Here is a 25,771-nt window from a genome sequence, read left to right as displayed (position 1 = left end):
CCTGCTTTTACCCTGTCGCTTGCCGCTTGTAGCTAGCCGCCCAAGGAATCTTGTATGTCTCAGGAACGTCGTTACAGCTTCGAGTTCTTCCCGACCAAGACCGATGCTGGACATGAAAAACTGCTCGCCACTGCTCATCAGCTGGCCAGCTACAACCCGGATTTCTTCTCCTGCACCTACGGTGCCGGTGGGTCTACCCGCGACCGCACGCTGAACACTGTGCTGCAGCTGGAAAGCGAAGTTAAGGTCCCGGCCGCGCCGCACCTGTCCTGCGTCGGTGACAGCAAGGAAGACCTGCGCAGCTTGCTGGCCCAGTACAAGGCCGCCGGTATCAAGCGTATCGTTGCCCTGCGCGGTGACCTGCCTTCGGGCATGGGCATGGCCAGCGGCGAACTGCGCTACGCCAACGAACTGGTCGAATTCATTCGCCAGGAAAGCGCCGATCACTTCCATATCGAAATCGCCGCCTACCCGGAAATGCATCCTCAAGCGCGCAACTTCGAGGATGACCTGGCCAATTTCGTCCGCAAAGCCAACGCCGGTGCCGACAGCGCCATCACCCAGTACTTCTTCAACGCCGACAGCTACTTCAACTTCGTCGAGCGCGTGCAGAAACTTGGGGTGAACATTCCTGTGGTGCCGGGGATCATGCCGATCACCAACTACAGCAAGCTGGCACGTTTCTCCGACGCTTGCGGTGCCGAGATACCTCGCTGGATTCGCAAACAACTGGAAGCCTATGGCGATGACGTCAAGAGCATCCAGTCGTTCGGTGAAGAAGTCATTACCCACATGTGCGAACAACTGCTGCAAGGTGGCGCACCCGGGCTGCACTTCTACACCCTGAACCAGGCCGATCCAAGCCTGGCGATCTGGAACAACCTCAAGTTGCCTCGTTGATCGATCCGCTCCACCGCTGGATACCCGGCACGCGTATTGCGCACGTCTACTAGCCATGGGCGTGCGCACGTCGTACTCTCCAGATATGCCCGATTTCACCCGCCTATTGACCGCCCTGCTGCTTACTTGCCTGAGCGCGTTTGCCCATGGCGAGAAGCTTCGCATCGTCACCGAACCCTGGGCACCCTATGTGTACCTTGAGAACGGTCAGGCAAAAGGTATCGATTACGATGTCACCGTCGAAGTCTTCAAGCGCCTTGGCGTTGAAGTGGAATGGCAGTTCCTACCCTGGAAGCGCTGTCTGGCGATGATCGATCAAGGCCTGGCGGATGGCATCCTGGATATCTTCCAGACGGAGCAACGCGGCACCCAGCTGTTCTATCCCAATGAACCGCTATCGGACGTAGAGTTTGTCCTTTTCTATGCCAATGCCCGCCCCCATTCGATCAACAGCCTGCAGGATCTTCGCGGCCTGACTGTCGGTACCTCCCCTGGCTACGCGTACGCCTCGGCCTTCAGTGAGTCGCCGCTGTTCACCCGTGAACCTGCGCCAACCCATGAAGCGAATTTCGGCAAACTGCAGCGAGGACGCATTGATTTGCTGATAACCGACCGCCGCGTAGGCCGCCACCTGCGAAAGGACCTGGGGCTCGACCGAGAAATCAGCGAACTGCCGCTGGTGGTCAGCACCCAAAGCCAGTACCTGGCCGTACGCCGCAACGCCGGTATGCAGGAACTCATGCAACGCTTTGCCGTCGAACTACGAAATTTCAAGCAAGAACCCGCCTTTACGGCGCTGAATGCCCGCTATGCTGGCATTCCAGAAAATTTTCCAGCCACCGTTGAGCAGCAGGAACGCAGCACGCCTTGATTGCTCTGTTATACTCTGGCCTTCCCGCCAGGCTTACGCCCGGACGCTCGGCCTTGCAAAAGGCATCCCGATCGGCAGGACTGCGCGGCCAAGAGCCCGCCCGCCGCAATCCGGATGTGCATTGAAGACCCTGCTGGACCGGACGCGAGTGCATCAGCCGATGCCTACCGCGCCAGGCAAGATTATCCCATCGGGCTTAGCCCCCACTAAGAACAGGATTACTCATGTCCTTTGCTTCCCTCGGTCTCTCCGAGGCTCTAGTCAGCGCCATCGAGGCTGCTGGCTATACCCAGCCCACTCCGGTGCAACAGCGGGCCATTCCCGCCGTGTTGCAAGGTCGCGACCTGATGGTCGCCGCCCAGACAGGTACTGGTAAAACCGGCGGCTTCGCACTGCCAATCCTCGAGCGCCTGTTCCCAGGTGGTCACCCAGACAAGTCCCAGCGTCATGGCCCTCGCCAGCCGCGGGTTCTGGTGCTGACCCCTACCCGTGAACTCGCAGCCCAGGTGCATGACAGCTTCAAGGTTTATGCCCGCGATCTTAAATTCGTCAGTGCCTGCATCTTTGGTGGCGTTGGCATGAACCCGCAGGTTCAGGCCATGGCACGGGGCGTTGATGTACTGGTAGCTTGCCCGGGCCGACTGCTCGATCTGGCTGGCCAAGGCAGCGTTGACCTGTCTCACGTCGAGACACTGGTGCTGGACGAAGCCGACCGCATGCTCGACATGGGCTTCATCCACGATGTGAAGAAGGTTCTCGCCCGGCTGCCAGCCAAGCGCCAGAACCTGTTGTTCTCGGCAACCTTCTCCAAGGACATCACCGACCTCGCCGACAAATTGCTGCATAACCCCGAGCGCATCGAGGTTACGCCACCAAACACCACGGTCGAGCGTATCGAGCAGCGCGTCTATCGCCTGCCGGCCAGCCACAAGCGTGCCCTGCTGGCCCACTTGATCACCACCGGTGCGTGGGAACAGGTACTGGTCTTCACCCGCACCAAGCACGGCGCCAACCGTCTGGCCGAGTACCTGGAAAAGCACGGCCTGACCGCCGCCGCGATCCATGGCAATAAAAGCCAGAACGCGCGCACCAAAGCCTTGGCCGACTTCAAGGCCGGCACTGTGCGCATCATGGTTGCTACTGATATCGCCGCCCGCGGCCTGGATATCGACCAGTTGCCTCACGTGGTCAACTTCGAGCTGCCCAACGTCGAAGAAGACTACGTACACCGTATTGGCCGTACCGGTCGTGCTGGCCGTTCCGGTGAAGCCATTTCGCTTGTTGCCCCGGACGAAGAAAAACTGCTCAAAAGCATTGAGCGTGTTACCCGCCAGAAAATCCCGGATGGCGACCTGATGGGCTTCGATGTCTCCAAGGTAGAAGCCGAGAAACCTGAAACCCGCGAGCGCCCACAGAACAATCCACGCGGTGGCCGTGGTCAGCGTGCTGATGGCAGCAACGGCGGGCGCAAGGACAAAGGCAAAGATCAGGGCAAGGAAAAAGGTCGCGAGAAGGACAAGGAAAAAACCGCAGAGAAGTCTGCTGGTGGCCGCCAGGAACGTAAACCACGCGATAACAAGAAGCCACGCCAGCCACAGTCCACCCAACCAAGTGCAGTGCCGGCGTCAGGCAATCGTGATCCAGAAGAGTTCCTGGATGACGACATCGATAATTTTGGTAACCGCGCCGACTACGTCAGCCCTTATCAGAACAAAGGCAATCAAGGTCGTAACCGTCGCCCTGGCGCGCCCGCGCAAAACGGTGCCGGCGCAAACGGCCAGCAGCGTAGCGGTGGCGGCCAAGGCCGCAACAACGGCCCACGCAATAGCGCTGGTGGTGCAGCCAATGGCGAAAAACGCGGAGGTTCGCGCAATGGTGGCGGCGGTCAGCAACGCCGCGATGGCGGTGCCCGCAATCGCCGCTCGGACAGCGGCAACCAGTCGGGCGAGCCAGCCGTACGCAATCCACGTGAAGGCCAGCCACAACCGAAAATCATGCACAAAGAGTCGAAAATCGACCGTTTCCCGACGGCTGAACAGCTTGAGCAGTTGCCAAGCCGTCCGCGCGGCGAGAAGCCTGCACTGCTGACCCGCAATCGCTGATTCGGGAATTGCAGAAACAAAAACGCCGCCTCTGAGGGCGGCGTTTTTGTTGGTGCAGCAGAATTTACTTCTGCTTCACGCCTTCAACCGAGATGTCCAGGTCCAAGGTCTGGGAAGTAGCGCCCGGGCCTTTGATACCGAAGTCATTCAGGTTCAGGGTGGTGGTGGCATTGAAACCAGCACGCTCACCGCCCCATGGATCCTTGCCTTCGCCGTTGAAGGTCGCTTTGAAGGTTACCGGCTTGGTAACGCCGTGCATCGTCAGGTCGCCCGTTACGTCAGCCGTTTTCTCGCCGGTCGATTTGACGCTGGTGGAGACAAACTTGGCTTCTGGGTACTTCTTGACGTCGAGGAAGTCAGCGCTGGCGATGTGCTTGTCTCGCTCAGCGTGGTTGGACCACAGGCTGGCGGTTTTCAGATCGACAACGATTTTGCTCGCTTCAGGCTTTGCCGAGTCCCAGCTGAAAGTACCATCGAAGTCCTTGAAGGTACCGTGAATGAAGCTATAACCCAGGTGGCTGATTTTCCAATCAACGAAGGCGTGCTGGCCTTCCTTGTCGATCTTGTAGTCTGCAGCCATGGCTTGACCGGCCGAGAGCAGTGCAGTACCGAGCGCCAGAGCGGCAAAAGTCTTTTTCAACATGCTTCTATATCCCTTTGGAGTTGAGGTAGAACATCAAGCTTTGCGGCCCAGCATTCGCTTAAGGGTCGCGTCACGGTCGATAAAATGGTGCTTCAGGGCTGCCAGGCCATGCAGACCGGCAAAGATCACCAGGCCCCAGGCCAGGTAAAAATGGATTTCACCCGCGACATCCGCCTGATCAGGCAAGTTGCTGATCAGTGCAGGTACCTCGAAAAAGCCGAAGACCGGAATGCCAACGCCATCGGCGGTAGAAATTAGGTAGCCGGCCGTCATTACCGCGAACAGCCCGAAGTAAAGCAGGCTGTGCCCGGCTTTGGAGGCTGCACGCGTCAATTTGCCGTGGTTGGGGAGCGCTGGTGGTGGCGGGCTGATGAAGCGCCAGGCCACACGCCCCAGCATGACAGCCAGCAGCACCAGGCCAATACTTTTGTGCAGGTCTGGAGCCGACTTACGCCAAGGGCTGTAGTAGTCCAGGCCCATCATCCACAGGCCAAGCCCGAACAGTCCGAAAACGGCCAAAGCCACGCCCCAATGCGTGACGATGCTGACCAGACCATAACGAGAAGATGAATTGCGCAGTTGCATTGCCGTGTTTCCCTGTAAGAACTGTGCCTAAGACTAACGAGTTAAATATCGAATTAAAGCGGAAAATTTCGCTCTGAAATATCGAGAAAAACGATTGTTAGTGTGTAACAGCGTTATTAAGGAAACATTAACTAGGTGGGAAAGTGCAACTGCAGGAGCGGGCTTGACCGGCGATTGGCAGAGCCAGGCTCATCGCCGTGCAGGCCCGCTCCTGCAGTTTTTCAAGGCTTCAGGTGTCACTGCGCCTTGGCTTGAACGTTGGCTGCTGGTTTTTTAACCGCTGCAGCTTTTTTCGCCTGCTCGGACTTCGCCACCGGTTTTTTCGCCGGAGCATGCTTGACGGGTGCCTTGGCTGGGGCCGCCTTGACCGGTGCTGGCTTAGCCGGCTCTTCCTTGGCAACCGGTGCCACCACAGGTGCTGCTACCGGTGCTGGAGCAGCCGCCGCTTCAGCAGGCTTGAGCGCTGGTTTTTCGACCGGCTTTTCGTCACTGCCAAACATCCGCGAGAAGAAGCCAGGTTTGCTTTCTTCCTTTTTCACCGCCTCTGGCGCTTTGGCAGGCTTATCGGACGAGCCACCGAACAGGTTCGAGAAGAAGTTGCCCTTGCTTGCTGCCACTGCAGTGGCAGCGGCAGCTACTGGAGCGGCATTGACCGGATCGAACGACTTGCCCGCTGCCAGGTCCTGTACTTGGCTGGCGGCACGTTGACCGCTGCGCAGTGCGCCTTCCAGGGTGCCCGGATAAAGCGCATCGGTGTGTTCGCCCGCAAAGGCAACACGTTGCACCGGACGCTCCCACAGACGCCAGAACTTGCTGATCTGCCCTGGGCCATAGGCCAGGTAAGCGCCACCCATGTTGGCGTCGGTGCTGTAACGGCGTACTTCGTAGCCGGTAAAGGCACCACGAGCCTGTGGATAAAACGCATGCAGACGGATCAGCACTTGATCGACCATCTGCTTGTCGCCGAAGGCCTGCAACAGACGGGCGTTATCACCCGACAGGTTAATCACCACGTTAGCCCCACCCTTGAGTGCAGGCTCGATCCACAGCATGCCAAGGCCGGCGTTACTGAAGATTTCGCCAGACATCCGTGCGCGGCTCTCCCAGACCGGATTCTTGAACTTGAGCAGCAACTGGTCGCGCCAGCCATAGTTGGTGCCTTTGAGCGCCGCTACGTGCTTGTTGTCCAGGCCGGGAATCATCTGGATTTTTGCCAGGGCGCGCAGTGGAACGGCCAGCACGACATAATCGGCCTGGTAGCCAACGCTGCCGACCTTGACCGTGACACCGTTCTTGTCCTGGGTAATGGCGCTGACCGGCGAGCTGGTCTTGATGGTTTTCAGTTGTTTGACGAATGCCTGGGCCAACACCGGGCTGCCACCTGGCAAGCGTGCGGCTCGCAGGTCGCGGTCGCTGACACCGCGATAGACGCGGGTTTGCTGGGCAAAGTAAAGCAGCGACAGACGCGACGGCTCGTCATAACGGGTACGGATCTGCTGGTTGATCAGTTGGCGCGCGGTGGTTGGCAACTGCAGCTTGTCCAGCCAGGAGGACACGTTCAGCTGATCGAGGGCGAACAGGGTGCTGTTGGCTGCCGGGTTCTGCGGGTCGTCGATCGAACGCGCCAGATCGTCGAGGGTTTTCTCATAACGCTTGAGTGCCTCGGCAGTGACCGGCTGTTTGGTAGCCAGGTCGGTCGCGCTATAGTATTCACCATCGATCAGGTAGCCCGGGACGCGAACAAACTCCGGGGCCGGAAGGGTGTTGATCTTGAAGGTATCGAGGTACTGATTGAGGGTTGGTTGGGCCTTGCTGTTGCCAATCCACTCGCTGGTGGCCAGGCCCGAACGCCCACCCATGCCCGACTTGGCTTCAAGCAAGGTTACCTGCCAGCCTTTGGCCTGCAACTCGTAAGCCGCCGTAAGGCCTGCCAGACCACCGCCGACGACGATGGCTGTCGGGGTTTTGTCCTTGGCCAGCGCAGCGCCACTGAACAGTCCTATCATTACCAGCGCACAGGCGCGCAGCCAACCAGCAGACATTTTGGCGAACTCCGGATCGAAACAGATAATTGGGGGGATCCCCCAGGAAAGAGTAGTCGAAGGATACGCCACGCCAAGCGACCTCGCCAGCAACGCCCACATGCCGATTGCATGCCACGGGTTGTTCTCGGGCGGCGCATTGCATAGGCTTGCCGCGCATGTCCGCGCTGTCGTCGCCAGGAGAAATGAAATGGGCCTCAACCAACAGTGGATGCAACGTGACCTCAAGGTCCTTTGGCACCCCTGCACCCAGATGAAAGACCACGAGCAACTGCCCCTGATCCCGATCAAGCGCGGCGAAGGCGTATGGCTGGAAGACTTCGAAGGCAAACGCTATCTCGATGCGGTCAGCTCCTGGTGGGTCAACGTTTTCGGCCATGCCAACCCACGTATCAACCAGCGCATCAAGGATCAGGTCGATCAGCTTGAGCATGTGATTCTGGCAGGCTTCAGCCATCAACCGGTCATCGAACTTTCCGAGCGCCTGGTACAGATCACCCCGGAAGGCCTCACCCGGTGCTTTTACGCTGACAACGGTTCGTCGTGTATCGAAGTCGCGCTGAAAATGAGCTTTCACTACTGGCTCAACAAAGGCCAGCCCGCAAAAAAACGCTTCGTCACCTTGAGCAACAGCTACCACGGTGAAACCATTGCGGCGATGTCGGTCGGCGACGTGCCGCTGTTCACCGAGACCTACAAGGCCCTGCTGCTCGACACCATCAAAGTGCCAAGCCCCGACTGCTACCTGCGCCCTGAAGGCGTGAGCTGGGAAGAGCACTCGCGCACCCTGTTCCAGGTCATGGAGCAAACCCTTGCCGAACATCATGAGACGCTCGCCGCCGTAATCGTCGAGCCGCTGATTCAGGGTGCCGGTGGCATGCGCATGTACCATCCGGTTTACCTCAAGCTGCTGCGCGAAGCCTGTGACCGCTATGGCGTGCATCTGATCCACGACGAAATTGCCGTCGGCTTCGGCCGCACCGGAACGATGTTTGCTTGTGAGCAGGCCGGTATCCGTCCCGACTTCCTGTGTCTGTCCAAGGCGTTGACCGGCGGCTATCTGCCGCTGGCCGCGTGCATGACCACCGATGATGTCTACAACGCTTTCTACGACGACTACTCGACCTTGCGCGCCTTTCTCCACTCGCACAGCTATACCGGCAACCCGCTGGCCTGTGCAGCGGCGCTGGCGACCCTGGACATCTTCGAGCAAGACAACGTCATCGAGAACAACAAAGCACTGGCCCAACGCATGGCCAGTGCCACCGCACACCTGGTCGATCACCCGAATGTGGCGGAAGTGCGCCAGACTGGCATGGCCCTGGCGGTGGAAATGGTTCAGGACAAGGCCAGCAAGACGCCTTATCCGTGGCAGGAGCGTCGCGGCCTGAAAGTATTCGAGCACGCCCTGACCCGCGGCGCGCTGCTGCGTCCGCTGGGGAGCGTGGTGTACTTCCTGCCGCCTTACGTGATTACCCCGGAGCAAATCGACTTTCTGGCGCAAGTGGCCAGCGAAGGAATCGACATTGCCACGCGCGACAGCGTCAGCGTGGCAGTGCCGGGCAATTTCCACCCGGACTTCCGCGATCCGGGCTAGCAGCGACCCTCTGCAGGAGCGGGCTTGCCCGGTGATCAGGCGCTACCCACACTGCTGGGCAGCCCGCTCCCACAGCTAACATCTATCCAGAGTTTTCACATGAGACTGTCCCGCTTCTTCATTGATGCCCCCCTGAGCCTTGGCGAACACGACTTGCCCGAAGCCCAGGCCCACTACATCGGCCGGGTGCTGCGCATGGCCGCTGGCGACGCCGTGCAACTGTTCGACGGCAGCGGCCAGGAGTTCCTTGGCCAGTTGCTCGAAGTCGGCAAGAAAACCGTTCGGGTGCAGTTGAGCGAAGCCTTTGCCGGGCAAGCGGAATCAAGCCTCAAGGTCCATCTTGGTCAGGGCTTGTCCCGCGGCGAGCGGATGGACTGGGCGATCCAGAAAGCCACCGAACTGGGCGCCAATGTCATCACCCCGATTGTCAGTGAACGCTGCGAAGTTCGCCTCAAGGACGAGCGCGCCGACAAGCGCCTGGCCCATTGGCGCCAGGTAGCGATAAGCGCCTGCGAACAGTGCGGACGCTCCAGCGTGCCGCAGATCAATGCACCGGTGCTGTTGGCCGACTGGCTCAAGGCGTGTGATGAGCAGCTCAAGCTGGTTCTGCATCCGGTAGCCGAACCCATGCTCAGCCATCAGCCACCGCAAAGCCTGGCGTTTCTGATCGGCCCGGAAGGTGGTTTGAGCGATGCCGAAGTGGAGCAGGCCAAGGCCGCAGGCTTTCATGCCGCGCGCCTGGGACCACGGGTGCTGCGCACCGAAACTGCACCCGTGGTAGCGTTGGCCGTGGCTCAGCAGCTCTGGGGCGATTTCTAAAGGACGTAGAAAAACACGGCAATGAAGTGCAGCAGGCTGCCGGCGATGACGAACAGGTGCCAGATGCCATGCCAGTGGCGAAAGCGACTGTCATAGGCAAAGAAGATGATGCCGATGGTGTAGAACGCACCACCGGCAGCCAGCCAGGCAAATCCGGCAGCGCCCAGACTGGCCAGCAGCGGCTTGACTGCAACCAGTACGATCCAGCCCATCACCGCATAAATGATGATCGACAACACTCGCGCTTCGGAGCGCGGCTTGATCTCCTGCAACATCCCTATCACTGCCAACCCCCAGACCACACCGAACAAACTCCAACCCCACGGCCCGCGCAGGCTGACCAGGCAGAAAGGTGTGTAGCTACCGGCAATCAACAGATAGATCGACAGATGATCGAGCTTGCGCATCACCACTTTGGCCTTGCCGCGCACGCTGTGATAGAGCGTGGAGATGCTGTATAGCAACAACAGGGTAAAGCCGTAGATCGACAGGCTGACGATCTTCCACGGATCGCCCTGCAAACTGGCCACCACCAACAACCAGATTGCGCCGATACAGGCCAGTACTGCGCCGACTAGATGCGTCCAGGCATTGAAACGTTCACCGTGATACATGCGACTGGGTCCTCCAAGTAACGGACAGGCTTCCCATCCTACACAGGCAAATGTTTCAAACCAGCCCCGCGTCCTCCAGTAACTGCTCCAGTGCGGCAAGGTCAGGAACCTTGGCAATCTGCTCGCCCACCTGAACGGCTGCCAGCTCCAGTTCGGCCAGCGGCACATCGACATAATTGAGTTGGCTGTCGAGCTTGCACGAGCGCGGAATGCCCTGCACCAGCATGGCAATGAAGCGCAGTCGACTACCCCCCAACGCGTTGAGAACAACGATTCGCGCACGCTCGCCAATCCGCACCTGGCCACCACAAGCGGCCTCGAAGCTGAGCAACGGCAAACGCTGGTTGCGCCAATCGATCCAGCCAAGCATCCAGTTGGGCTGTTCGGTTGCCGGGGTGCCCTCCTGATAGCCGATCAGCTCGGCTACCGCAACGTTGGGCAGCACCAGGCAACGGTCATCCAGAGCAAGCAGCAGCCCAGTGAGGCTGCTGCGCCGACCATTGCGGACAGATTGTTCAAGCATGGCGGGTACTCCAAAACGCAATACTCTGCAGCAGTACCGACTCCTGGTAGGGTTTGCCCAGGTAATCGTTGACGCCGATGGACATGGCCCGGTCGCGGTGCTTTTGTCCGGTTCGCGAGGTGATCATGATGATCGGCAGGTCCTTGAGTTCCGGATCCTGGCGAATCTGCGTGGCGACTTCGAAACCATCCATGCGCGGCATCTCGATATCCAGCAACAGGACGTCCGGTCGATGCTCCTGCAACAGCGCCATTGCATCGACGCCATCCTTGGCGGTGAGTACGTTCATGCCATGGCGTTCGAGCAGTCGGCCAGTAACCTTGCGCACCGTCACAGAGTCATCGACGACCATCACCAGCAACGATCGCTTTGGCACCTGCCCGATCTGCGGCGCAAGGATGCGCGCAGCACTGCTTGCCTGCTGGGCATGGCGCAGTTGCAAACCGCGAAGTTGCCCGAGCAGATCCAGAATCAACACAACCCGGCCGTCGCCCAGCAAAGTCGCCCCGGATAATCCCTGGACGCTGGCAAACTGCGGCCCCAGGCTCTTGACTACAATCTCGCGACTGGCCGCCAGGCTGTCGACCTGGATCGCAAACTGCTGATCATGGGAGTGCACCAGCAACACGGGCAAGGGCAGGCTCTGCCCCAGCAGGCGTGGTTGCACAGCCCCTTGCAACAACTCTGCGAGGTAGCGCAGTTCGTATCGATGCCCGGCGTATTCATAACGCGGTGGATCAAGCTGGTAGCACGCTTCCAGCTCGGCAGGCGGCACGCGCACGATGCCCTCGATGGTATTGAGCGGCACTGCATACTGTTCCTCGCCGTAGTGCACCATCAAGGCCCGGTTCACCGATACGGTGAATGGCAGGCGAATCAGAAAGCGTGCCCCCTTGCCTGGATTGGATTCGATAACCATCGAACCACCCAACTGCTTGACCTCTTCATGGACCACGTCCATGCCCAGGCCGCGCCCGGAAATCTGGGTAATTTTCTCAGCCGTGGAGAATCCTGGCTGAAGGATGAACTGCATGATTTCATGATCGCTGAGTGCTGCCGCAGGATCGAGCAGGCCGCGTTTGATCGCCTTGCGCCGCACAGCGTCCAGCGAAACACCGGCACCGTCGTCGGTCATTTCGATGACGATGTCGGCACCCTCGTGCAACAAGCTCAGCGAGATCAGGCCTTGCTCCGGCTTGCCTGCAGCACGCCGTATTTCCCGAGACTCCAGGCCATGGTCGACGGCATTGCGCAGCATATGTTCGAGCGGTGCCACCATCCGTTCCAGCACGCTGCGGTCCATCTCGCCTTCGGCATTGCCGACCACCAACTCGACCTGTTTGTCCAACTCACTGGCGACCTGCCTCACTACGCGCTGCAATCGAGGCACCAGCCGCTCGAAAGGCACCATGCGCGTGCTCATCAAACCTTCTTGCAGCTCGCTGTTGACCCGCCCTTGCTGCTGCAACAGGCTCTGCGCATCCTGAGCGCGCACAGTCAGGGTTTCCTTGAGGTCGAGCAAGTCGGACGCCGATTCGAACAAGGCGCGTGACAGCTGCTGCAGCTGTGAATGACGATCCATTTCCAAGGGGTCGAAATCGTCGTAGACCTGACCATCGCCGTCACCGTGTTGACGGCTGAGAATTCGCCCCTGGGTTTCGATGTCCAGCCGGCGCAACTGGTCGCGCATGCGCTCCAGCGTGGTTTCCATCTCGTTCAATGCCACTTGCGCGTCATTGACCTGCTGCTCGATACGCCCGCGAATGATTGAATGCTCGCTGGCCAGGTTACCCAGGTCATCAAGCAGCTCGGAGGCCACTTTAACCATATCCGCCGGGCCGCGTTCGGGCATTGCCACGGGTGTTTCAACGGGAGCGACTTCAAGCTGCGCATGATGCGCAGCGGTGTCTGCCAGCGCTGCACTACTGAAGTTGCGGATGTAGTCGATCAGCGCTGTAGCGGCATGGAGTGGCTGTTGCAGGCGCACTGCATCAAGCATATGCGCAAGGCGGTCATGACAGTTCTGCAGCAGACTGAACAGCGCCGCACTGGGCTGCAGCTGGCCAGCCGCCAGCAATTCATAGAGAAACTCCAGTTCATGGGCCAGGTCACCAATAGGGGCGATTTCAACCATACGCGCACCACCCTTGAGGGTGTGCAAGTCGCGCAACAGGTTCTCCACCTCAACTCCATTGCGAGGCTCGGCTTGCCAGCGCAACAGTGCGGCACCAGAGCTTTCGACAATGTCAGAGCTTTCTTCCAGGAATATCTCCAGAAGCTCCTTGTCTCCTGCGTCCTGAACCGGGTCTGGCACTTTATCGACAGCGACCGCAGGTGGCGCACTGTGTCGATACTCGCGCAGCGCCGCCAGCAACTCGACGGTTGTCGAAGACGATTGACCAGCCTGCAGCTGCTCGAACATGCGGGCCAATTTGGCATGACTACGCTTGAGCAAGGCGAACAGCTCAGGGGACGAGGCAAAGCGTCGATCCACCAGGCCTTCGTACATCAGCTCAAGCTCTTGAGCGAGCACTTCGACCACGCCAATACCCGCCATCTGCGCCCCGCCCTTGAGGGTCTGCAGATCACGCTGCAAAGAAGAAAGCGCCGAAGCATTGTCGGCATCGGCAAACCAACGGTCGAGCGCCTGGTTGGCGCTTTGCAGCACATCGCTGGCCTCTTCGAGAAACAGCTCGACTACCGCCGGGTCCAGCGCCAGCGCTGCTGTAGCCGCACCGAGATCGGCAATCCGGGCCTGTCCATCTTGATGGCTGATCAAACCAGTAGCATCGGGTGCCAACGCTTCATCGAGAAGCTCACGCAACGCCTCAAGGCGCTCCGGACGCGGGGCCACCTCTTGGCCGGCTGCAAGCTGGTCGAGCATATCGATCAGCGCCTCGTGGGCATGCTGCGCCTCCTCGAAAAAGCGTGCACTGACCGCCAGGCTGCTTTCCTCTACTGCGCCATACAGGTCCAGTAACGCTTCGCAAAGCTCATCCACTTGCCAGAGATCAGCCAGGTGAGCGCTCTGCCCCAACGTGGTCAGCTCATCAAGTAGTGCACTCAATTCCTGGCGTTCACCGGGATGTTCCTGCCAGCGCAATAACAGCGATTCGGCATCGAGCAGAATATCCATGCCCTGAGCCAGGAAGCTGGCAATCAGTTGCGGATCGCGCTTGATCAGCCCACCGCTGTTGTGCGCCTGCTGCAAGGCCGACAACCGCGCCTCAACCACTTGATGGATTTCCTCGATCAGCGTCCAGGCGCCGCTAATCGGCGCCAAGGGCGCGCGAGACAACTGCTCAAGGCCGCGACGCAACAAGGGCTCGGCGCTTTCCAGCAGATAAATTTCTTCAAGGTCAAAGGCCAGTTGATGGGCCTTGAATTCGCGTGCGAGCAGGTCGAGCGCAGCGGCCAGTTCGGCGATTGCGGTGACTCCGGCCATGGCCGCGCTGCCCTTGAGGGTATGAAACGCGCGCTGCAGGCTGTCACTGACCGGCTGAGGCAAATGCTGGTCAGCAGCCTGCAAAAAACGCTCGAGGCTGGCCAAGTGGAGCAGTGCCTCAGCGCGGAAAATCTCCAGCAACTGCGGATCGATCGTATCGCGGGTCTCAGGCTCATGAGGCGCGTCGTTCATGGCCAGCGCGTGCAGACGCAATGCCAACTGCTCGACATCCTTAGGCGCCTGCACCTGCTCGTTGGCAAAGGCTGCGAGCAGCCCGGGAATCAAATCCAAGGCTTGCTGCAAACTGGCCAGCGGTGCAGCGCCGATTTCCACACGCCCTTCAAGCACCCGATTAAGAAAGTGCTCTGCCGCCCAGGCCAACTCTGCCAAGCCTTGGGCCGCAACCATACGTCCGCTACCCTTGAGCGTATGCAAGCCGCGGCGCAGTTCTACCAGGGCATCGCGGTCGGTCGTGTCTGCCTGCCAGCGCAGCCATTGTTCATTCAGCTGAGGCAACAGCTCATCAGCTTCTTCAAGGAATACTTCGCGTAACTCGTCATCCACAACTTGCGGCTCAGCAACCGCTGACTGGACCTGAACCTGTTCCGGCTCGGGGTCTGGCTCGGGGGCATAGCCCAGCGCCGCCAGGCTGGCCTGGGCGGCGTCGAGAAAGCGCCAGGGGTTGGCCTGCGGATCCGCAATCAACCATTGCAGATAGCACTCGCAGGCACTCAACGCATCCGCCAGGTGTGCCAGAGCCGCGGCATCAGGCGGCGTGGCACCGAGCATATGGGTGTGCATGTACTCGCCACAATGACCGAACAAAGTGGCAGGTCGCGGCAGCATGAGCATCGCCAGCGCCCCGCGGATCTGCTGCAGCAGCCCCGGTAGCACCAGCAGTCGCTGAGGCTGCCAGCCGGCATCGAGGCAATCGCCGATCTGATCCTTGACCTGCTGCAAGACCGAATACGCTTCTTCGAGGACCAATTGGCGGATTTCGGCCAGATCGGTGCCGGGCAACGGGCTCTGGCTAGCGTGCTGTTCCAGCGGGCCAACCATGCCCGCCAGGGTGGCCTCGACATACAGCAATGCCCCGGCGACATCCATTAACAGCGCATCGTCCGGTGCGCATTGGCCCTGGGCCAGGCTCTGCAGTACCAGCACCTGTTCGATGATGACTCGCCGGGGCTGGTTGAAATTGAGCACAGCCAGGGTATCGGCGATCTGGCGCAGCGGAGCAAGCAAAGGCTGCAGGTCGTCCAGGCGTCGACGATCGCCGCGCACAAACAGGTCGAGACGCTCCTTGGCCCGCATCAAGTCTTCGCACAGCGCTGCCACCACCGAGCGCAAGGCATCGCGGTCGGGCCCCGCTTGCAGACGCTCGCGCAAAGAGCCCAACGACAAGTCGAGATTGGCTAGTTCCTCGGCCGCTGCTGGTGCTGCGCCAAAAAGGCTGCCTTGGCCCAACGGTTCAACGCCGCGTTCGGCGCGCAGTTGATTCAGCACGGGCAACACTACCAACGGCAAGTCACGCCGGGCGCTGCGCAGCCGATCCAGATACAGCGGCAATTGCTCCAAGCCGCGAAACAAGGCGCCGAGGGCCTCTCCGCGCTGGGCGACGCGCTTTTCCCTCAGGGCCATACCCAACTGCTCCAGCTCTTCGGCGAGCAGTGCGGCACCACTGAGCTCCAGCATCACCAGACAGCCACGCACCTGATGCAGGTTGTCGATAAAACCGACCAGGTCCTCTTCATCGCCGGGCTCGGCGCAAAAATGCTCCAGCGCCAGGCGCGCCTGGGCCAGACAGTCAGCAATGGCGCCCTTGACCCAGGCCAGGGCCACCGTATCGTGCCGCTCAGCCATATCTTCTCCCGTTGCCATGGTCACGTGCGCACGCTCAAGTTGGCGGCGTCGGTGGCAAGGTGAAACCGGACACCGAGCGTCGCATTTCACTGGCCATGCGCGCCAAATCGCCGATGCTCTCGGCGGTTGCGTTCGAGCCTGCCGAAGTCTGCGAAGTGATCTGCTGGATCACTGCCATGGTATGTGAGATCTGCCCAGCCGATGAGGTCTGCAGTTGGGCGGCATCGGAGATACTGTGGATAAGTTCGGCGAGTGTTTGTGACACCCCTTCGATTTCCTCCAGGGCTACCCCGGCATCCTGCGCCAGGCGCGCGCCGCGCACCACCTCGGCAGTGGTCTGCTCCATGGAAATCACGGCCTCGTTGGTGTCGGTCTGGATCGTACGGACCAGCGCCTCGATTTGCCGGGTGGCGGAGGACGAGCGCTCAGCCAGGCGCTGGACTTCATCGGCGACCACCGCAAAACCACGCCCGGCCTCACCGGCCAGCGACGCCTGGATCGCCGCATTGAGGGCGAGGATGTTGGTCTGGTCGGCAATATCATCGATCAGACTGACGATGTCGCCGATTTCCTGCGAGGACTCGCCCAGACGCTTGATTCGCTTGGCGGTGTCCTGAATCTGCTCGCGAATGTTGTCCATGCCATGAATGGTGTTGTGCACCACCTCGTTGCCTTTGTTGGCAATGGCAACGGAACGCTCGGCAACCTTGGCCGATTCATAGGCATGGGTAGAAACCCGGTCGATGGATTCGGCCATGTCTCCGACCGCCACCGACGCTTCGCTGATCTGTTCGGCCTGATGTTCGGAAGCCTTGGCCAACTGATGGGCGGTATTTTGGGTTTCCTGCACGGCGCTGGCCACCTCCTCGGCACTGAGGTTGATGGTAGCGACCAGATCACGCAGTTGATCGATGGAGTAATTGATCGAGTCGGCAATGGCGCCGGTAAAATCCTCGGTGACCGACACCATCACGGTCAGGTCGCCATCAGCCAGATCCTCTATTTCGTCAAGCAAACGCATGATCGCTTGCTGGTTGCGCTCGTTCATCTGCGCGGTTTCACGCAATTGCCGATGAGTCTCTCGGACCATCACCAGGCCGATCAGGATGATCGAGGCCAGGGCCAGCAAGCCAAGCACGTAGCCACCGACAGTATCGAGGGTGCGTCCACTGGCGAGATTTTCCAAACCGTTGGTCAGGCGCGACGCTTCATCCAGCAAGGTTTGCGACTGGTTGAAAATATTGCCGGCGGCCTCACGCACCCGGAACAGCTCCGGCGAAGTTTCGAGGATCTCGTCCACGGAACCGGCGACGAACTGAAACAACTCGGCAATTTCCGCCAAACGGGCGCGAGCATCCGGGTCCTGCACGCGTGTGATCTGGATATCCGCATTGCCAGCGAGCATGCCATCGAGCACCTGGCCGAAACGGCTGGCATCACGACCGAAGGCATCGGCCGCCTGCACTGCATTCTCGTCACCGGCGAGAACCGTATTCACCGATCCGAGAATACGTTCGGCAAGCAACGATTGACGCTGCGCCACGGCCACCTGATTGGCCGGTGCGCCGCTGCGCAGCAGAATCTCGACAACTTTCTCGTACTCGACCTGAAGCTGCGGCACGGTCTCGGCCAGGGTGGCGGCGACCTGGTGCAACGACAGCACAGTTTGCTCGCTGGCCAAAATGGTGTCGGTATTTTTACGCAGGCCTTCCCAATCACGCAGCACCGAATCCATTTCATTGCGTACGGCGGGCGGCGCGGGAGGCAAGCCGGTGCTGGCATCACCTTTTTTCAGGTAGCCCCAGCGCTGGTCGAAGTCGTTACGTGCCTCGCTGAGCAGGCGGAACGCCCGTGCCTTGCCGGCCGCAGCCTCGGTAGCGTTCTTGGCGATACGCTGGGACAGTACCCGCAGCTCACCGGCATGACCGATGTACTGCTTGTCGTAATTGGCTTGGGTGTTGAGGTAGGCGAAGTTGGCGAACAGCAAGATGATCGACAGGATCAACACGACGAACAATGCCGCGATCCGGGCGCTGCTGCGCGAGCCTTGGGTTGAAGTAGCCGTAGTGGTCTTGGTCACGAATCTGGCAATCCTTTACAACGCCACGTCGAGAAAGCCCGGCGCCTGGGCCAGGGCCAGCGGGCTGAAAATGGCCCAGCAGCGTTGCCGCTGGAAATGACCCTGGACAAAAGGCGCCGCGCCGCTGAGCAAGGGTGTAGGAGGCGAAAGCTCCAGGCTGTGCAACGGAAAATGCTGCAAGCCAAGCACCTCATCGACCAGTAACCCGGCAAACAGCTCCTCCTGATCGAGCACCAGGACCCGGCGTTGTTTGCGTGGGGCCGACAAACCGAGGCCGAAAAAACCGCACAAGTCCATCACCGGCAGCAAGCGCCCGCGCAGGTTGGCAACTCCGCTGACCCATGGCTTGACTCCAGGAATTCGACTCAGGCGCGGCTCGTGCAAAACCTCGGCGACCTCGCCCATCGGCGCAACGAACCACTGCTCACCAATACGAAAACCGATACCGCTCCAGCTCTGCAAGTGGGTTTCCTGCAGGGGCAGGTCGGCCGCCAGCAGCCTGCAACGCCGGTCGATGTCCAGCAGCAGCTCGAAGGCTGTCAGCGATTCGCCCATCGCCTGGGTCATCAACCTTTGAGGACGCCGTTGAGCACCTTGATCAAGGTCTCTTCATCCACAGGCTTGGTCAGGTAGTCACTGGCGCCCTGGCGTTTACCCCAGACCTTGTCAGTTTCCTGATCCTTGGTGGTGACGATAATGACTGGAATATTAGCGGTCTCCGGGCTCTTGCTGAGCTGGCGAGTTGCCTGGAAGCCGTTCACGCCGGGCATGACGATGTCCATCAGCACTGCATCGGGCTTTTCCTGGGTGGCCAGGGCCACGCCATCGGCGCCGTTTTCAGCCTTGAGCACCTGATGCCCGTGTTTTTCGAGCATTTCAGTCAGTTTGTACATTTCGGTCGGCGAATCGTCGACGATCAGAACTCGAGCCATGCTGTTCCCCATCAAAGGAATGGACGCTGCTGCCGGGGCGCGGCGTCAGGGTGCGTGTTGTTCTTCTGCGGCGAACCCGGGCACATGGGCCCTGATTGCATCCAGCAGCTCTTCCTTGCTGAAAGGTTTGGTCAAAAATAGATCAGAGCCAACCACGCGACCCCTGGCCTTGTCGAACAAGCCGTCGCGTGAAGACAGGAGAATCACTGGCGTATCCTTGAAGGCGCTGTTGTGCTTGATCAAGGCGCAAGTCTGGTAACCATCGAGTCGCGGCATCAGTACATCGACGAAGATGATTTGTGGGTGCTGGTCGACAATTTTGGCCAGCGCGTCGAAGCCGTCGGTGGCCGTGATGACCTCGCACCCTACTTCACTGAGCAGCATCTGAGCGGTGCGGCGAATCGTCTTGGAGTCGTCGATCACCATCACTTTGAGTGCCGCGCGGGGCTGTTCCATAATTGCTCTACCATCGCTGCTCGCTATGAGCGGCAAGCTACAAGATTCAAGGGGTAAGAATAAGCAGGTTCACACGGCATGCTTTTCTTGCAGCTTGTGGCTTGTGACTTGCAGCTGGAGAGGCCCGTGCAGGCCACGTGCCAGGCCTTTTTAGCATACTCTGGGGGTGCATTCCATCGGCCTGCATCACCGCTGGCCGCAGTGCCGCCCAGGATGCGTTTTTCCCTTGACCGCCAGCGCCGCGGGCGCCACCCTGACGCCACTTTTCATTCGAGCCAACGCGGCCCAACGCCGCTGAGAGGATATAGCCCATGAGCGTTCGCCTCGGGATTGTCATGGACCCCATTGCGCGCATCTCCTATAAAAAGGACAGCTCGCTGGCCATGCTGCTCGCCGCCCAGGAGCGCGGCTGGTCGTTGTTCTATATGGAACAGCAGGACCTCTATCAAGGCCAGGGCCAGGCCCGCGCGCGGATGCGCGCGCTGAAGGTGTTCGCCGACCCGCAGCACTGGTTCGAGCTGGAAGACGAGCAAGACTGCGCCTTGAGCGATCTGGATGTAATCCTGATGCGCAAGGATCCGCCGTTCGACATGGAGTTCGTCTACAGCACCTACCTGCTGGAACAAGCCGAAGCCGCTGGGGTACTGGTGGTCAACCGCCCACAGAGCCTGCGCGACTGCAACGAAAAGCTGTTTGCCACGCTTTTCCCGCAGTGCACGCCACCTACCCTGGTCAGCCGTCGCCCGGACATCATCCGCGAGTTCGCCGCCGAACACGGAGATGTCATCCTCAAGCCACTGGACGGTATGGGCGGCACCTCGATCTTCCGCCATCGAGTGGGCGATCCGAATCTCTCGGTGATTCTTGAAACCCTGACAGCCCTTGGCGCCCAGCAGATCATGGCGCAGGCCTACCTGCCAGCGATCAAGGATGGCGACAAGCGCATCCTGATGATCGATGGCGAACCTGTGCCTTACTGCCTGGCGCGCATCCCGGCCAGCGGTGAAACCCGTGGCAACCTGGCCGCTGGCGGCCGTGGCGAAGCCCGGCCACTGACCGATCGCGATCGCTGGATTGCTGAACAGGTCGGCCCTACCCTGCGTGAAAAGGGCCTGCTGTTCGTTGGCCTAGACGTTATCGGTGAGCACCTGACCGAAATCAACGTCACCAGCCCGACCTGCATCCGTGAAATCGACAACGCTTTTGGCACGCGCATCGGCGTGCAGTTGATGGATGCCATTGATCGCAAGCTCAAGGCGCGCTGACAGCCGACGCAGAGCAACCGCGCAGAGTGGGTTATCATGCCGGTCGTTTTTTTGACCTGCGCACCCACCCTGCCGGTTTCGCCCCGGCCTAGTGGTTGCTGGATACCTGATGACGCTGCCTGCTGACATCCCTGCCGACTTCAATCCGCCCCGCATTCGTGCGGCGGATCGGCTCGGCTTTACCCTGTTTCTGGCCGCCCTGGTGCACCTGGCGCTGATTCTTGGCCTGGGCTTTTCCTTCGCCAAGCCTGAAGAAATCCGCCGCACCATGGAAATCACCCTGGCCACATTCAAAAGCGAGAAGGCGCCGGCCAAGGCCGACTATCTCGCCCAGGACAACCAACAGGGCAGCGGCACGCTGGACAAGAAAGCTGTACCGAAAACCACCGAAGTAGCGCCGTTCCAGGACAGCAAGATCAACAAGGTCACGCCGCCGCCCGCCGCCAAGCCTGAAGTGCAGCCGCAACCTACGCCACCCAAGGCCGTGGTCGCTACCAAGGCGCCCAAGCCGCAAAAAGTGGAAACCCGACCTAAAGAAGCCAAGCCGCAGCCAAAACCCAAGGCCGCGACCCCGGACTTCGACAGCTCGCAGCTGTCCAGCCAGATCGCCAGCCTCGAAGCCGAGCTTTCCAACGAACAGCAACTGTATGCCAAGCGCCCACGCATCCACCGCCTCAACGCTGCATCGACCATGCGTGACAAAGGTGCCTGGTACAAAGACGAATGGCGCAAGAAGGTCGAGCGCATCGGCAACCTCAACTACCCCGATGAAGCCCGTCGCCAACAGATCTACGGCAATCTGCGACTAATGGTCTCAATCAACCGTGACGGCTCGCTCTACGAGGTACTGGTGCTGGAGTCTTCCGGGCAACCCTTGCTCGACCAGGCAGCCCAGCGCATCGTCCGCCTGGCGGCACCCTTCGCCCCGTTCACCGGTGATCTGGCCGACATCGACCGCCTGGAAATCATCCGCACCTGGCGCTTTGCCCGCGGCGACCGCCTGTCCAGTAACTGAGCCGGCGGGTACCCACACAAACAGGCTTGTCAGTCCGCCCCCTCAACGCCACACTATCAACCATGAAAAACCTCAGCCCGAGTTACCTCAAGCATCAGTTCCTGATCGCCATGCCACATATGGCTGATCCGCATTTCGCGCATACTTTGACCTACATCGTCGAGCACAACGCCAATGGTGCGATGGGGCTGGTGGTCAATCGGCCTCAGGAGCTGAATCTGGCCGATATTCTTGAGCAGTTGCGCCCGGACACCGAGCCGCCGGCCAGCTGTACCCAGGTCCCCATCTACATGGGCGGTCCGGTGCAGACCGACCGCGGTTTTGTCCTGCACACCACAGACAAGAGCTTCCAGGCCACGGTCGAACTGGACGGTCTGTCGCTGAGCACCTCGCAAGATGTGCTTTTCGCCATCGCTGATGGCCTGGGACCCAAACAAAGCTTGATCACCCTCGGCTACGCAGGCTGGGAAGCTGGTCAGCTGGAAGCAGAACTGGCCGACAACGCCTGGCTGAACTGCCCGTTCGATCCCGAGATCATTTTCGGCATGGCCTGTGAGCAGCGTCTTGCGGCGGCAGCGGCAAGCCTGGGCATCAACCTGAGCCTGCTCACCAGCCAGGCGGGGCACGCCTGATGGGAGAGTTGCGACTACTGCTGGGCTTTGACTACGGCACCAAGCAGATCGGCGTTGCGGTGGGCCAGGTGATTACCGGCCAGGCCCGCGAGCTGTGTACCCTAAAAGCCCAAAACGGTGCACCGGACTGGGCCCAGGTCGAAAAACTGATAAAGGAATGGCAACCCGATGCCATCGTCGTTGGCCTGCCGTTGAACATGGACGGCACCCCCAGCGAAATGAGTGCCCGCGCCGAAAAGTTCGCCCGGCGCCTGAACGGCCGCTTCAACCTGCCTGTGCATACCCACGACGAACGCCTGACCACCTTCGAAGCCAAGGGCGAACGGATGGCCCGCGGCGGCCAGCGTGGCAGTTACCGCGACAACCCGGTGGACGCCATTGCCGCCGCCCTGCTTCTGCAGGGCTGGCTGGAGGCCAATACCGGGCAGTCCTGATCATCGGATTCAAGCCGGGTCAGCGTTGCGCCCCCGGCCTCTTGAGGAGCAAGCATGAGCCTACCCAATCCCGCCGAACTGATCCGGCAGATGGCTGTCGACCTTCGTGCCCATCTGGCCCGTCGCAACATTACCGAGCCACGCTTTATCGGCATCCGCACCGGGGGCATCTGGGTTGCCCAGGCCCTGCTCGAAGAACTGGGCAGCGACGCCGCTCTCGGCACTCTAGATGTATCTTTCTATCGCGATGACTTCAGCCAGAACGGCTTGCACCCACAAGTGCGCCCTTCGGACCTACCCTTCGAGATCGAAGGCCAGCACCTGATCCTGGTGGACGACGTGCTGATGAGCGGTCGCACTATCCGCGCCGCCCTCAATGAATTGTTCGATTATGGCCGTCCGGCCAGCGTCACTCTGGTCTGCCTGCTTGACCTGGATGCCGGCGAATTGCCGATCCGCCCGAATGTGGTCGGTGCAACCCTGTCGTTGGCTGCCCACGAACGGGTAAAATTGACCGGACCCGCGCCGCTCGCTCTCGAGCGCCAGGACCTCGCTTCCGCTTCCGCCCTTTAAGAGTCCCTCGCGATGACGCCAATCGACGCCAAGCGCCCGCTGCAGCTCAATGATCAGGGCCAGCTGCGCCACTTTCTCTCGCTCGACGGTTTGCCCCGCGAACTGCTGACCGAAATCCTCGACACCGCCGACTCGTTCCTCGAAGTTGGCGCCAGGGCCGTTAAAAAGGTTCCGTTGCTTCGCGGCAAGACCGTCTGCAACGTGTTCTTCGAGAACTCCACCCGAACCCGTACCACCTTCGAACTGGCTGCCCAGCGGCTGTCGGCAGACGTCATCACCCTGAATGTGTCGACCTCTTCGACCAGCAAAGGTGAAACCCTGTTCGATACCCTGCGCAATCTTGAAGCCATGGCAGCCGACATGTTCGTGGTACGCCACGGCGACTCCGGCGCTGCGCACTTCATTGCCGAACATGTTTGCCCGGAAGTGGCGATCATCAACGGTGGTGACGGTCGTCACGCCCACCCGACCCAGGGCATGCTCGACATGCTCACCATTCGTCGCCATAAAGGCGGCTTCGAGAACCTTTCAGTAGCGATTGTCGGCGACATCCTGCATTCGCGCGTTGCCCGCTCGAACATGCTCGCACTGAAAACCCTGGGTTGCCCGGACATTCGCGTGATCGGCCCGAAAACCCTGCTGCCAATCGGTATCGAGCAGTATGGCGTAAAGGTCTACACCGACCTCGAACAGGGCCTGAAGGACGTCGACGTGGTAATCATGTTGCGCCTGCAGCGTGAACGCATGGCCGGTGGCCTATTGCCTAGCGAAGGCGAGTTCTACCGCCTGTTCGGCCTGACCACAGCACGCCTGGCCGGGGCCAAGCCTGACGCCATCGTCATGCACCCTGGGCCGATCAACCGAGGCGTGGAGATCGAATCAGCGGTTGCCGACGGTGCCCATTCGGTCATCCTCAATCAGGTCACCTACGGGATCGCAGTACGCATGGCGGTATTGTCCATGGCCATGAGCGGGCAGACTGCCCAACGTCAATTCGAGCAGGAGAACGCCCAGTGACTCTCAGCATTCTCGGCGCCCGCGTCATCGACCCCCTGAGCGGCCTGGACCAGACCACCGACCTGCACATTGATGCCGGCAAAATCATCGCCATTGGCGCCGCACCCGCTGGCTTTACCCCGGCGCGCAGTGTCGACGCCCAGGGTTTGATCGCCGCCCCCGGCCTGGTAGACCTCAACGTTGCCCTGCGTGAGCCGGGTTACAGCCGCAAAGGCAGCATCGCCAGCGAGACCCGTGCCGCCGCTGCCGGCGGTGTCACCAGCCTGTGCTGTCCACCGCAGACCAAACCTGTACTCGATACCTCGGCAGTCACCGAACTGATCCTCGACCGCGCCCGCGAAGCCGGACACAGCAAGGTTTACCCTATCGGCGCCCTGAGCAAGGGGCTGGAGGGCGAACAGTTGGCGGAGCTGGTCGCGTTGCGTGATGCCGGCTGTGTTGCCTTCGGCAACGGCCTCAATGCCTTTGCCAACAACCGTACCCTGGCCCGGGCCCTGGAGTACGCCGCAACCTTTGACCTGACGGTGATCTTTCACTCCCAGGATCGTGACCTGGCCCAAGGTGGCCTGGCACACGAAGGCGCAATGGCCAGTTTCCTCGGTTTGCCGGGCATTCCGGAGACCGCCGAAACCGTAGCCCTGGCGCGCAACCTGCTGCTGGTCGAGCAAACCGGCGTGCGTGCGCACTTCAGCCAATTGACCAGTGCTCGCGGTGCACGCCTGATCGCCCAGGCTCAGGAGTTGGGACTGCCGGTGACCGCTGACGTGGCCCTGTACCAGCTGATCCTCACCGATGAAGCGCTGCGCGATTTCTCCAGCCTGTACCACGTGCAGCCACCACTGCGCACACAGGCCGACCGCGATGGCCTGCGTGAAGCGGTGAAGTCCGGCGTAATCCAGGCGATTTCCAGCCATCACCAACCCCACGAACGCGATGCCAAGCTCGCGCCATTCGGCGCCACCGAGCCGGGTATCAGCAGCGTCGAGTTGTTGCTGCCACTGGCGATGACCCTGGTGGAAGACGGTTTGCTCGATCTGCCAACTTTGTTGCAGCGTTTGTCAGCTGGACCAGCGGCGGCCCTGCGCCTACCTGCCGGCAAGCTGCAGGTAGGCAGCGCTGCGGATCTGGTGTTGTTCGATGCCAACGCTTCGACGCTTGCAGGCGAACAGTGGCGCTCCAAGGGCGATAACTGCCCGTTCATCGGCCACTGCCTGCCGGGTGCGGTGCGTTATACCTTGGTCGATGGGCATATCAGCCACGAAGCCTGATCATCGCGAGGCAAGCCCGTCCCCACAGGTTCTGTACCGCTGCTGTGGGAGCGGCCTTGCCCCGCGACAAGCGTTACCACTCATCCTTCAAGGTT

General features: G+C 60.5%; 22 protein-coding genes. 12 read left to right on the top strand and 10 right to left on the bottom strand.

Going from position 1 to position 25,771, the window contains the following annotated elements; genetic code table 11:
• Positions 1-54 precede the first annotated feature (54 nt).
• The 3 genes from metF to V0R60_RS15325 all read left to right on the top strand — a co-directional run bounded on the left by metF (position 55) and on the right by V0R60_RS15325 (position 3,873).
• Positions 55-900, top strand: a complete 846-nt coding sequence (metF, locus tag V0R60_RS15335; RefSeq protein WP_330080402.1) for a methylenetetrahydrofolate reductase [NAD(P)H] — start codon at positions 55-57, stop codon at positions 898-900.
• Positions 901-985: 85 nt separating this feature from the next.
• Positions 986-1,771 carry a substrate-binding periplasmic protein gene (locus V0R60_RS15330; protein WP_330080403.1) on the top strand — a complete coding sequence of 262 codons (786 nt, stop codon included), beginning with the start codon at positions 986-988 and terminating at the stop codon, positions 1,769-1,771.
• Positions 1,772-1,995: 224 nt separating this feature from the next.
• Positions 1,996-3,873, top strand: coding sequence for a DEAD/DEAH box helicase (locus V0R60_RS15325; protein WP_330080404.1), 1,878 nt, complete (start codon positions 1,996-1,998; stop codon positions 3,871-3,873).
• A 64-nt stretch (positions 3,874-3,937) separates the two neighbouring features.
• Here V0R60_RS15325 and V0R60_RS15320 read toward each other — a convergent pair whose 3' ends face one another.
• From V0R60_RS15320 to V0R60_RS15310, 3 genes are all read right to left on the bottom strand, one after another.
• On the bottom strand, positions 3,938-4,516 hold the full coding sequence (locus V0R60_RS15320; protein WP_330080405.1) for a YceI family protein: 579 nt from the start codon (positions 4,514-4,516) through the stop codon (positions 3,938-3,940).
• Positions 4,517-4,549: 33 nt separating this feature from the next.
• Positions 4,550-5,101, bottom strand: a complete 552-nt coding sequence (locus V0R60_RS15315) for a cytochrome b (protein WP_330080406.1) — start codon at positions 5,099-5,101, stop codon at positions 4,550-4,552.
• A 236-nt stretch (positions 5,102-5,337) separates the two neighbouring features.
• Positions 5,338-7,143: a flavin monoamine oxidase family protein gene (locus V0R60_RS15310; protein WP_136478487.1), complete on the bottom strand. Its 1,806-nt coding sequence runs from the start codon at positions 7,141-7,143 to the stop codon at positions 5,338-5,340.
• A 190-nt stretch (positions 7,144-7,333) separates the two neighbouring features.
• Between V0R60_RS15310 and V0R60_RS15305 the strand changes: the two genes are divergently transcribed.
• Entirely contained in the window at positions 7,334-8,740 is a 1,407-nt protein-coding gene (locus V0R60_RS15305) for an adenosylmethionine--8-amino-7-oxononanoate transaminase (RefSeq protein WP_136478488.1), read from the top strand.
• Between the two features lie 99 nt (positions 8,741-8,839).
• The gene (locus tag V0R60_RS15300) at positions 8,840-9,559 is read left to right on the top strand and encodes a 16S rRNA (uracil(1498)-N(3))-methyltransferase (protein ID WP_136478489.1); all 720 of its coding nucleotides are present in this window, start codon (positions 8,840-8,842) and stop codon (positions 9,557-9,559) included.
• On the opposite strand, the gene trhA is transcribed toward V0R60_RS15300, so the two are convergent.
• The 7 genes from trhA to pilG are packed head-to-tail and all read right to left on the bottom strand — an operon-like array spanning position 9,556 to position 19,472.
• Positions 9,556-10,173: a PAQR family membrane homeostasis protein TrhA gene (gene trhA / locus V0R60_RS15295; RefSeq protein ID WP_136478490.1), complete on the bottom strand. Its 618-nt coding sequence runs from the start codon at positions 10,171-10,173 to the stop codon at positions 9,556-9,558. The two genes, V0R60_RS15300 and trhA, sit on opposite strands and share 4 nt — an antisense overlap.
• A 55-nt stretch (positions 10,174-10,228) precedes the next feature.
• Positions 10,229-10,696: a chemotaxis protein CheW gene (locus V0R60_RS15290; protein ID WP_136478491.1), complete on the bottom strand. Its 468-nt coding sequence runs from the start codon at positions 10,694-10,696 to the stop codon at positions 10,229-10,231.
• Complete coding sequence (locus V0R60_RS15285; protein ID WP_330080407.1) at positions 10,689-16,004, bottom strand: Hpt domain-containing protein; 5,316 nt, start codon at positions 16,002-16,004, stop codon at positions 10,689-10,691. Before V0R60_RS15285 ends, V0R60_RS15290 begins: the two co-directional genes overlap by 8 nt.
• A 34-nt stretch (positions 16,005-16,038) precedes the next feature.
• Positions 16,039-18,084 carry a methyl-accepting chemotaxis protein gene (locus V0R60_RS15280; RefSeq protein WP_136478493.1) on the bottom strand — a complete coding sequence of 682 codons (2,046 nt, stop codon included), beginning with the start codon at positions 18,082-18,084 and terminating at the stop codon, positions 16,039-16,041.
• Positions 18,085-18,099: 15 nt separating this feature from the next.
• Positions 18,100-18,639 (bottom strand): chemotaxis protein CheW, encoded by a 540-nt coding sequence (locus tag V0R60_RS15275; RefSeq protein WP_371922337.1) that lies wholly within the window; start codon positions 18,637-18,639, stop codon positions 18,100-18,102.
• Positions 18,640-18,650: 11 nt separating this feature from the next.
• Positions 18,651-19,016 (bottom strand): twitching motility response regulator PilH, encoded by a 366-nt coding sequence (gene pilH / locus V0R60_RS15270; protein ID WP_136478495.1) that lies wholly within the window; start codon positions 19,014-19,016, stop codon positions 18,651-18,653.
• Between the two features lie 45 nt (positions 19,017-19,061).
• A complete protein-coding gene (gene pilG / locus V0R60_RS15265; protein ID WP_136478496.1) occupies positions 19,062-19,472 on the bottom strand; it encodes a twitching motility response regulator PilG in 411 nt (136 codons plus the stop codon).
• A 311-nt stretch (positions 19,473-19,783) separates the two neighbouring features.
• Between pilG and gshB the strand changes: the two genes are divergently transcribed.
• From gshB to V0R60_RS15230, 7 genes are all read left to right on the top strand, one after another.
• Complete coding sequence (gene gshB / locus V0R60_RS15260) at positions 19,784-20,737, top strand: glutathione synthase (RefSeq protein ID WP_136478497.1); 954 nt, start codon at positions 19,784-19,786, stop codon at positions 20,735-20,737.
• A gap of 109 nt (positions 20,738-20,846) precedes the next feature.
• Positions 20,847-21,752, top strand: coding sequence for an energy transducer TonB (locus tag V0R60_RS15255; RefSeq protein WP_330080408.1), 906 nt, complete (start codon positions 20,847-20,849; stop codon positions 21,750-21,752).
• 62 nt (positions 21,753-21,814) lie between these two features.
• Positions 21,815-22,384 (top strand): YqgE/AlgH family protein, encoded by a 570-nt coding sequence (locus V0R60_RS15250; protein WP_136478499.1) that lies wholly within the window; start codon positions 21,815-21,817, stop codon positions 22,382-22,384.
• Positions 22,384-22,818 carry a Holliday junction resolvase RuvX gene (gene ruvX, locus V0R60_RS15245; protein ID WP_330080409.1) on the top strand — a complete coding sequence of 145 codons (435 nt, stop codon included), beginning with the start codon at positions 22,384-22,386 and terminating at the stop codon, positions 22,816-22,818. Before V0R60_RS15250 ends, ruvX begins: the two co-directional genes overlap by 1 nt.
• Positions 22,819-22,872: 54 nt before the next feature.
• Positions 22,873-23,391 (top strand): bifunctional pyr operon transcriptional regulator/uracil phosphoribosyltransferase PyrR, encoded by a 519-nt coding sequence (gene pyrR, locus V0R60_RS15240; protein WP_136478501.1) that lies wholly within the window; start codon positions 22,873-22,875, stop codon positions 23,389-23,391.
• A 12-nt stretch (positions 23,392-23,403) separates the two neighbouring features.
• The gene (locus V0R60_RS15235) at positions 23,404-24,408 is read left to right on the top strand and encodes an aspartate carbamoyltransferase catalytic subunit (RefSeq protein WP_038997542.1); all 1,005 of its coding nucleotides are present in this window, start codon (positions 23,404-23,406) and stop codon (positions 24,406-24,408) included.
• Entirely contained in the window at positions 24,405-25,676 is a 1,272-nt protein-coding gene (locus tag V0R60_RS15230) for a dihydroorotase (protein ID WP_136478502.1), read from the top strand. Before V0R60_RS15235 ends, V0R60_RS15230 begins: the two co-directional genes overlap by 4 nt.
• The last annotated feature ends 95 nt before the right edge of the window (positions 25,677-25,771 follow it).

Origin of the sequence: Pseudomonas auratipiscis, assembly GCF_036324085.1 — a bacterium.
In the GTDB taxonomy this organism is placed as follows: Bacteria; Pseudomonadota; Gammaproteobacteria; order Pseudomonadales; family Pseudomonadaceae; genus Aquipseudomonas; species Aquipseudomonas auratipiscis.
Note: the sequence above shows the minus strand (reverse complement) of the source record. Positions and strands in the feature narration are given on the sequence as shown.

What these genes read in the sequence shown, in the direction of transcription:
- metF (WP_330080402.1), top strand. Translation starts at nt 55, where the DNA reads ATGTCTCAGGAACGTCGTTACAGCTTCGAGTTCTTCCCGACCAAGACC.
- V0R60_RS15330 (WP_330080403.1), top strand. Translation starts at nt 986, where the DNA reads ATGCCCGATTTCACCCGCCTATTGACCGCCCTGCTGCTTACTTGCCTG.
- V0R60_RS15325 (WP_330080404.1), top strand. Translation starts at nt 1,996, where the DNA reads ATGTCCTTTGCTTCCCTCGGTCTCTCCGAGGCTCTAGTCAGCGCCATC.
- V0R60_RS15320 (WP_330080405.1), bottom strand. Translation starts at nt 4,516, where the DNA reads ATGTTGAAAAAGACTTTTGCCGCTCTGGCGCTCGGTACTGCACTGCTC.
- V0R60_RS15315 (WP_330080406.1), bottom strand. Translation starts at nt 5,101, where the DNA reads ATGCAACTGCGCAATTCATCTTCTCGTTATGGTCTGGTCAGCATCGTC.
- V0R60_RS15310 (WP_136478487.1), bottom strand. Translation starts at nt 7,143, where the DNA reads ATGTCTGCTGGTTGGCTGCGCGCCTGTGCGCTGGTAATGATAGGACTG.
- V0R60_RS15305 (WP_136478488.1), top strand. Translation starts at nt 7,334, where the DNA reads ATGGGCCTCAACCAACAGTGGATGCAACGTGACCTCAAGGTCCTTTGG.
- V0R60_RS15300 (WP_136478489.1), top strand. Translation starts at nt 8,840, where the DNA reads ATGAGACTGTCCCGCTTCTTCATTGATGCCCCCCTGAGCCTTGGCGAA.
- trhA (WP_136478490.1), bottom strand. Translation starts at nt 10,173, where the DNA reads ATGTATCACGGTGAACGTTTCAATGCCTGGACGCATCTAGTCGGCGCA.
- V0R60_RS15290 (WP_136478491.1), bottom strand. Translation starts at nt 10,696, where the DNA reads ATGCTTGAACAATCTGTCCGCAATGGTCGGCGCAGCAGCCTCACTGGG.
- V0R60_RS15285 (WP_330080407.1), bottom strand. Translation starts at nt 16,004, where the DNA reads ATGGCTGAGCGGCACGATACGGTGGCCCTGGCCTGGGTCAAGGGCGCC.
- V0R60_RS15275 (WP_371922337.1), bottom strand. Translation starts at nt 18,639, where the DNA reads ATGGGCGAATCGCTGACAGCCTTCGAGCTGCTGCTGGACATCGACCGG.
- pilH (WP_136478495.1), bottom strand. Translation starts at nt 19,016, where the DNA reads ATGGCTCGAGTTCTGATCGTCGACGATTCGCCGACCGAAATGTACAAA.
- pilG (WP_136478496.1), bottom strand. Translation starts at nt 19,472, where the DNA reads ATGGAACAGCCCCGCGCGGCACTCAAAGTGATGGTGATCGACGACTCC.
- gshB (WP_136478497.1), top strand. Translation starts at nt 19,784, where the DNA reads ATGAGCGTTCGCCTCGGGATTGTCATGGACCCCATTGCGCGCATCTCC.
- V0R60_RS15255 (WP_330080408.1), top strand. Translation starts at nt 20,847, where the DNA reads ATGACGCTGCCTGCTGACATCCCTGCCGACTTCAATCCGCCCCGCATT.
- V0R60_RS15250 (WP_136478499.1), top strand. Translation starts at nt 21,815, where the DNA reads ATGAAAAACCTCAGCCCGAGTTACCTCAAGCATCAGTTCCTGATCGCC.
- ruvX (WP_330080409.1), top strand. Translation starts at nt 22,384, where the DNA reads ATGGGAGAGTTGCGACTACTGCTGGGCTTTGACTACGGCACCAAGCAG.
- pyrR (WP_136478501.1), top strand. Translation starts at nt 22,873, where the DNA reads ATGAGCCTACCCAATCCCGCCGAACTGATCCGGCAGATGGCTGTCGAC.
- V0R60_RS15235 (WP_038997542.1), top strand. Translation starts at nt 23,404, where the DNA reads ATGACGCCAATCGACGCCAAGCGCCCGCTGCAGCTCAATGATCAGGGC.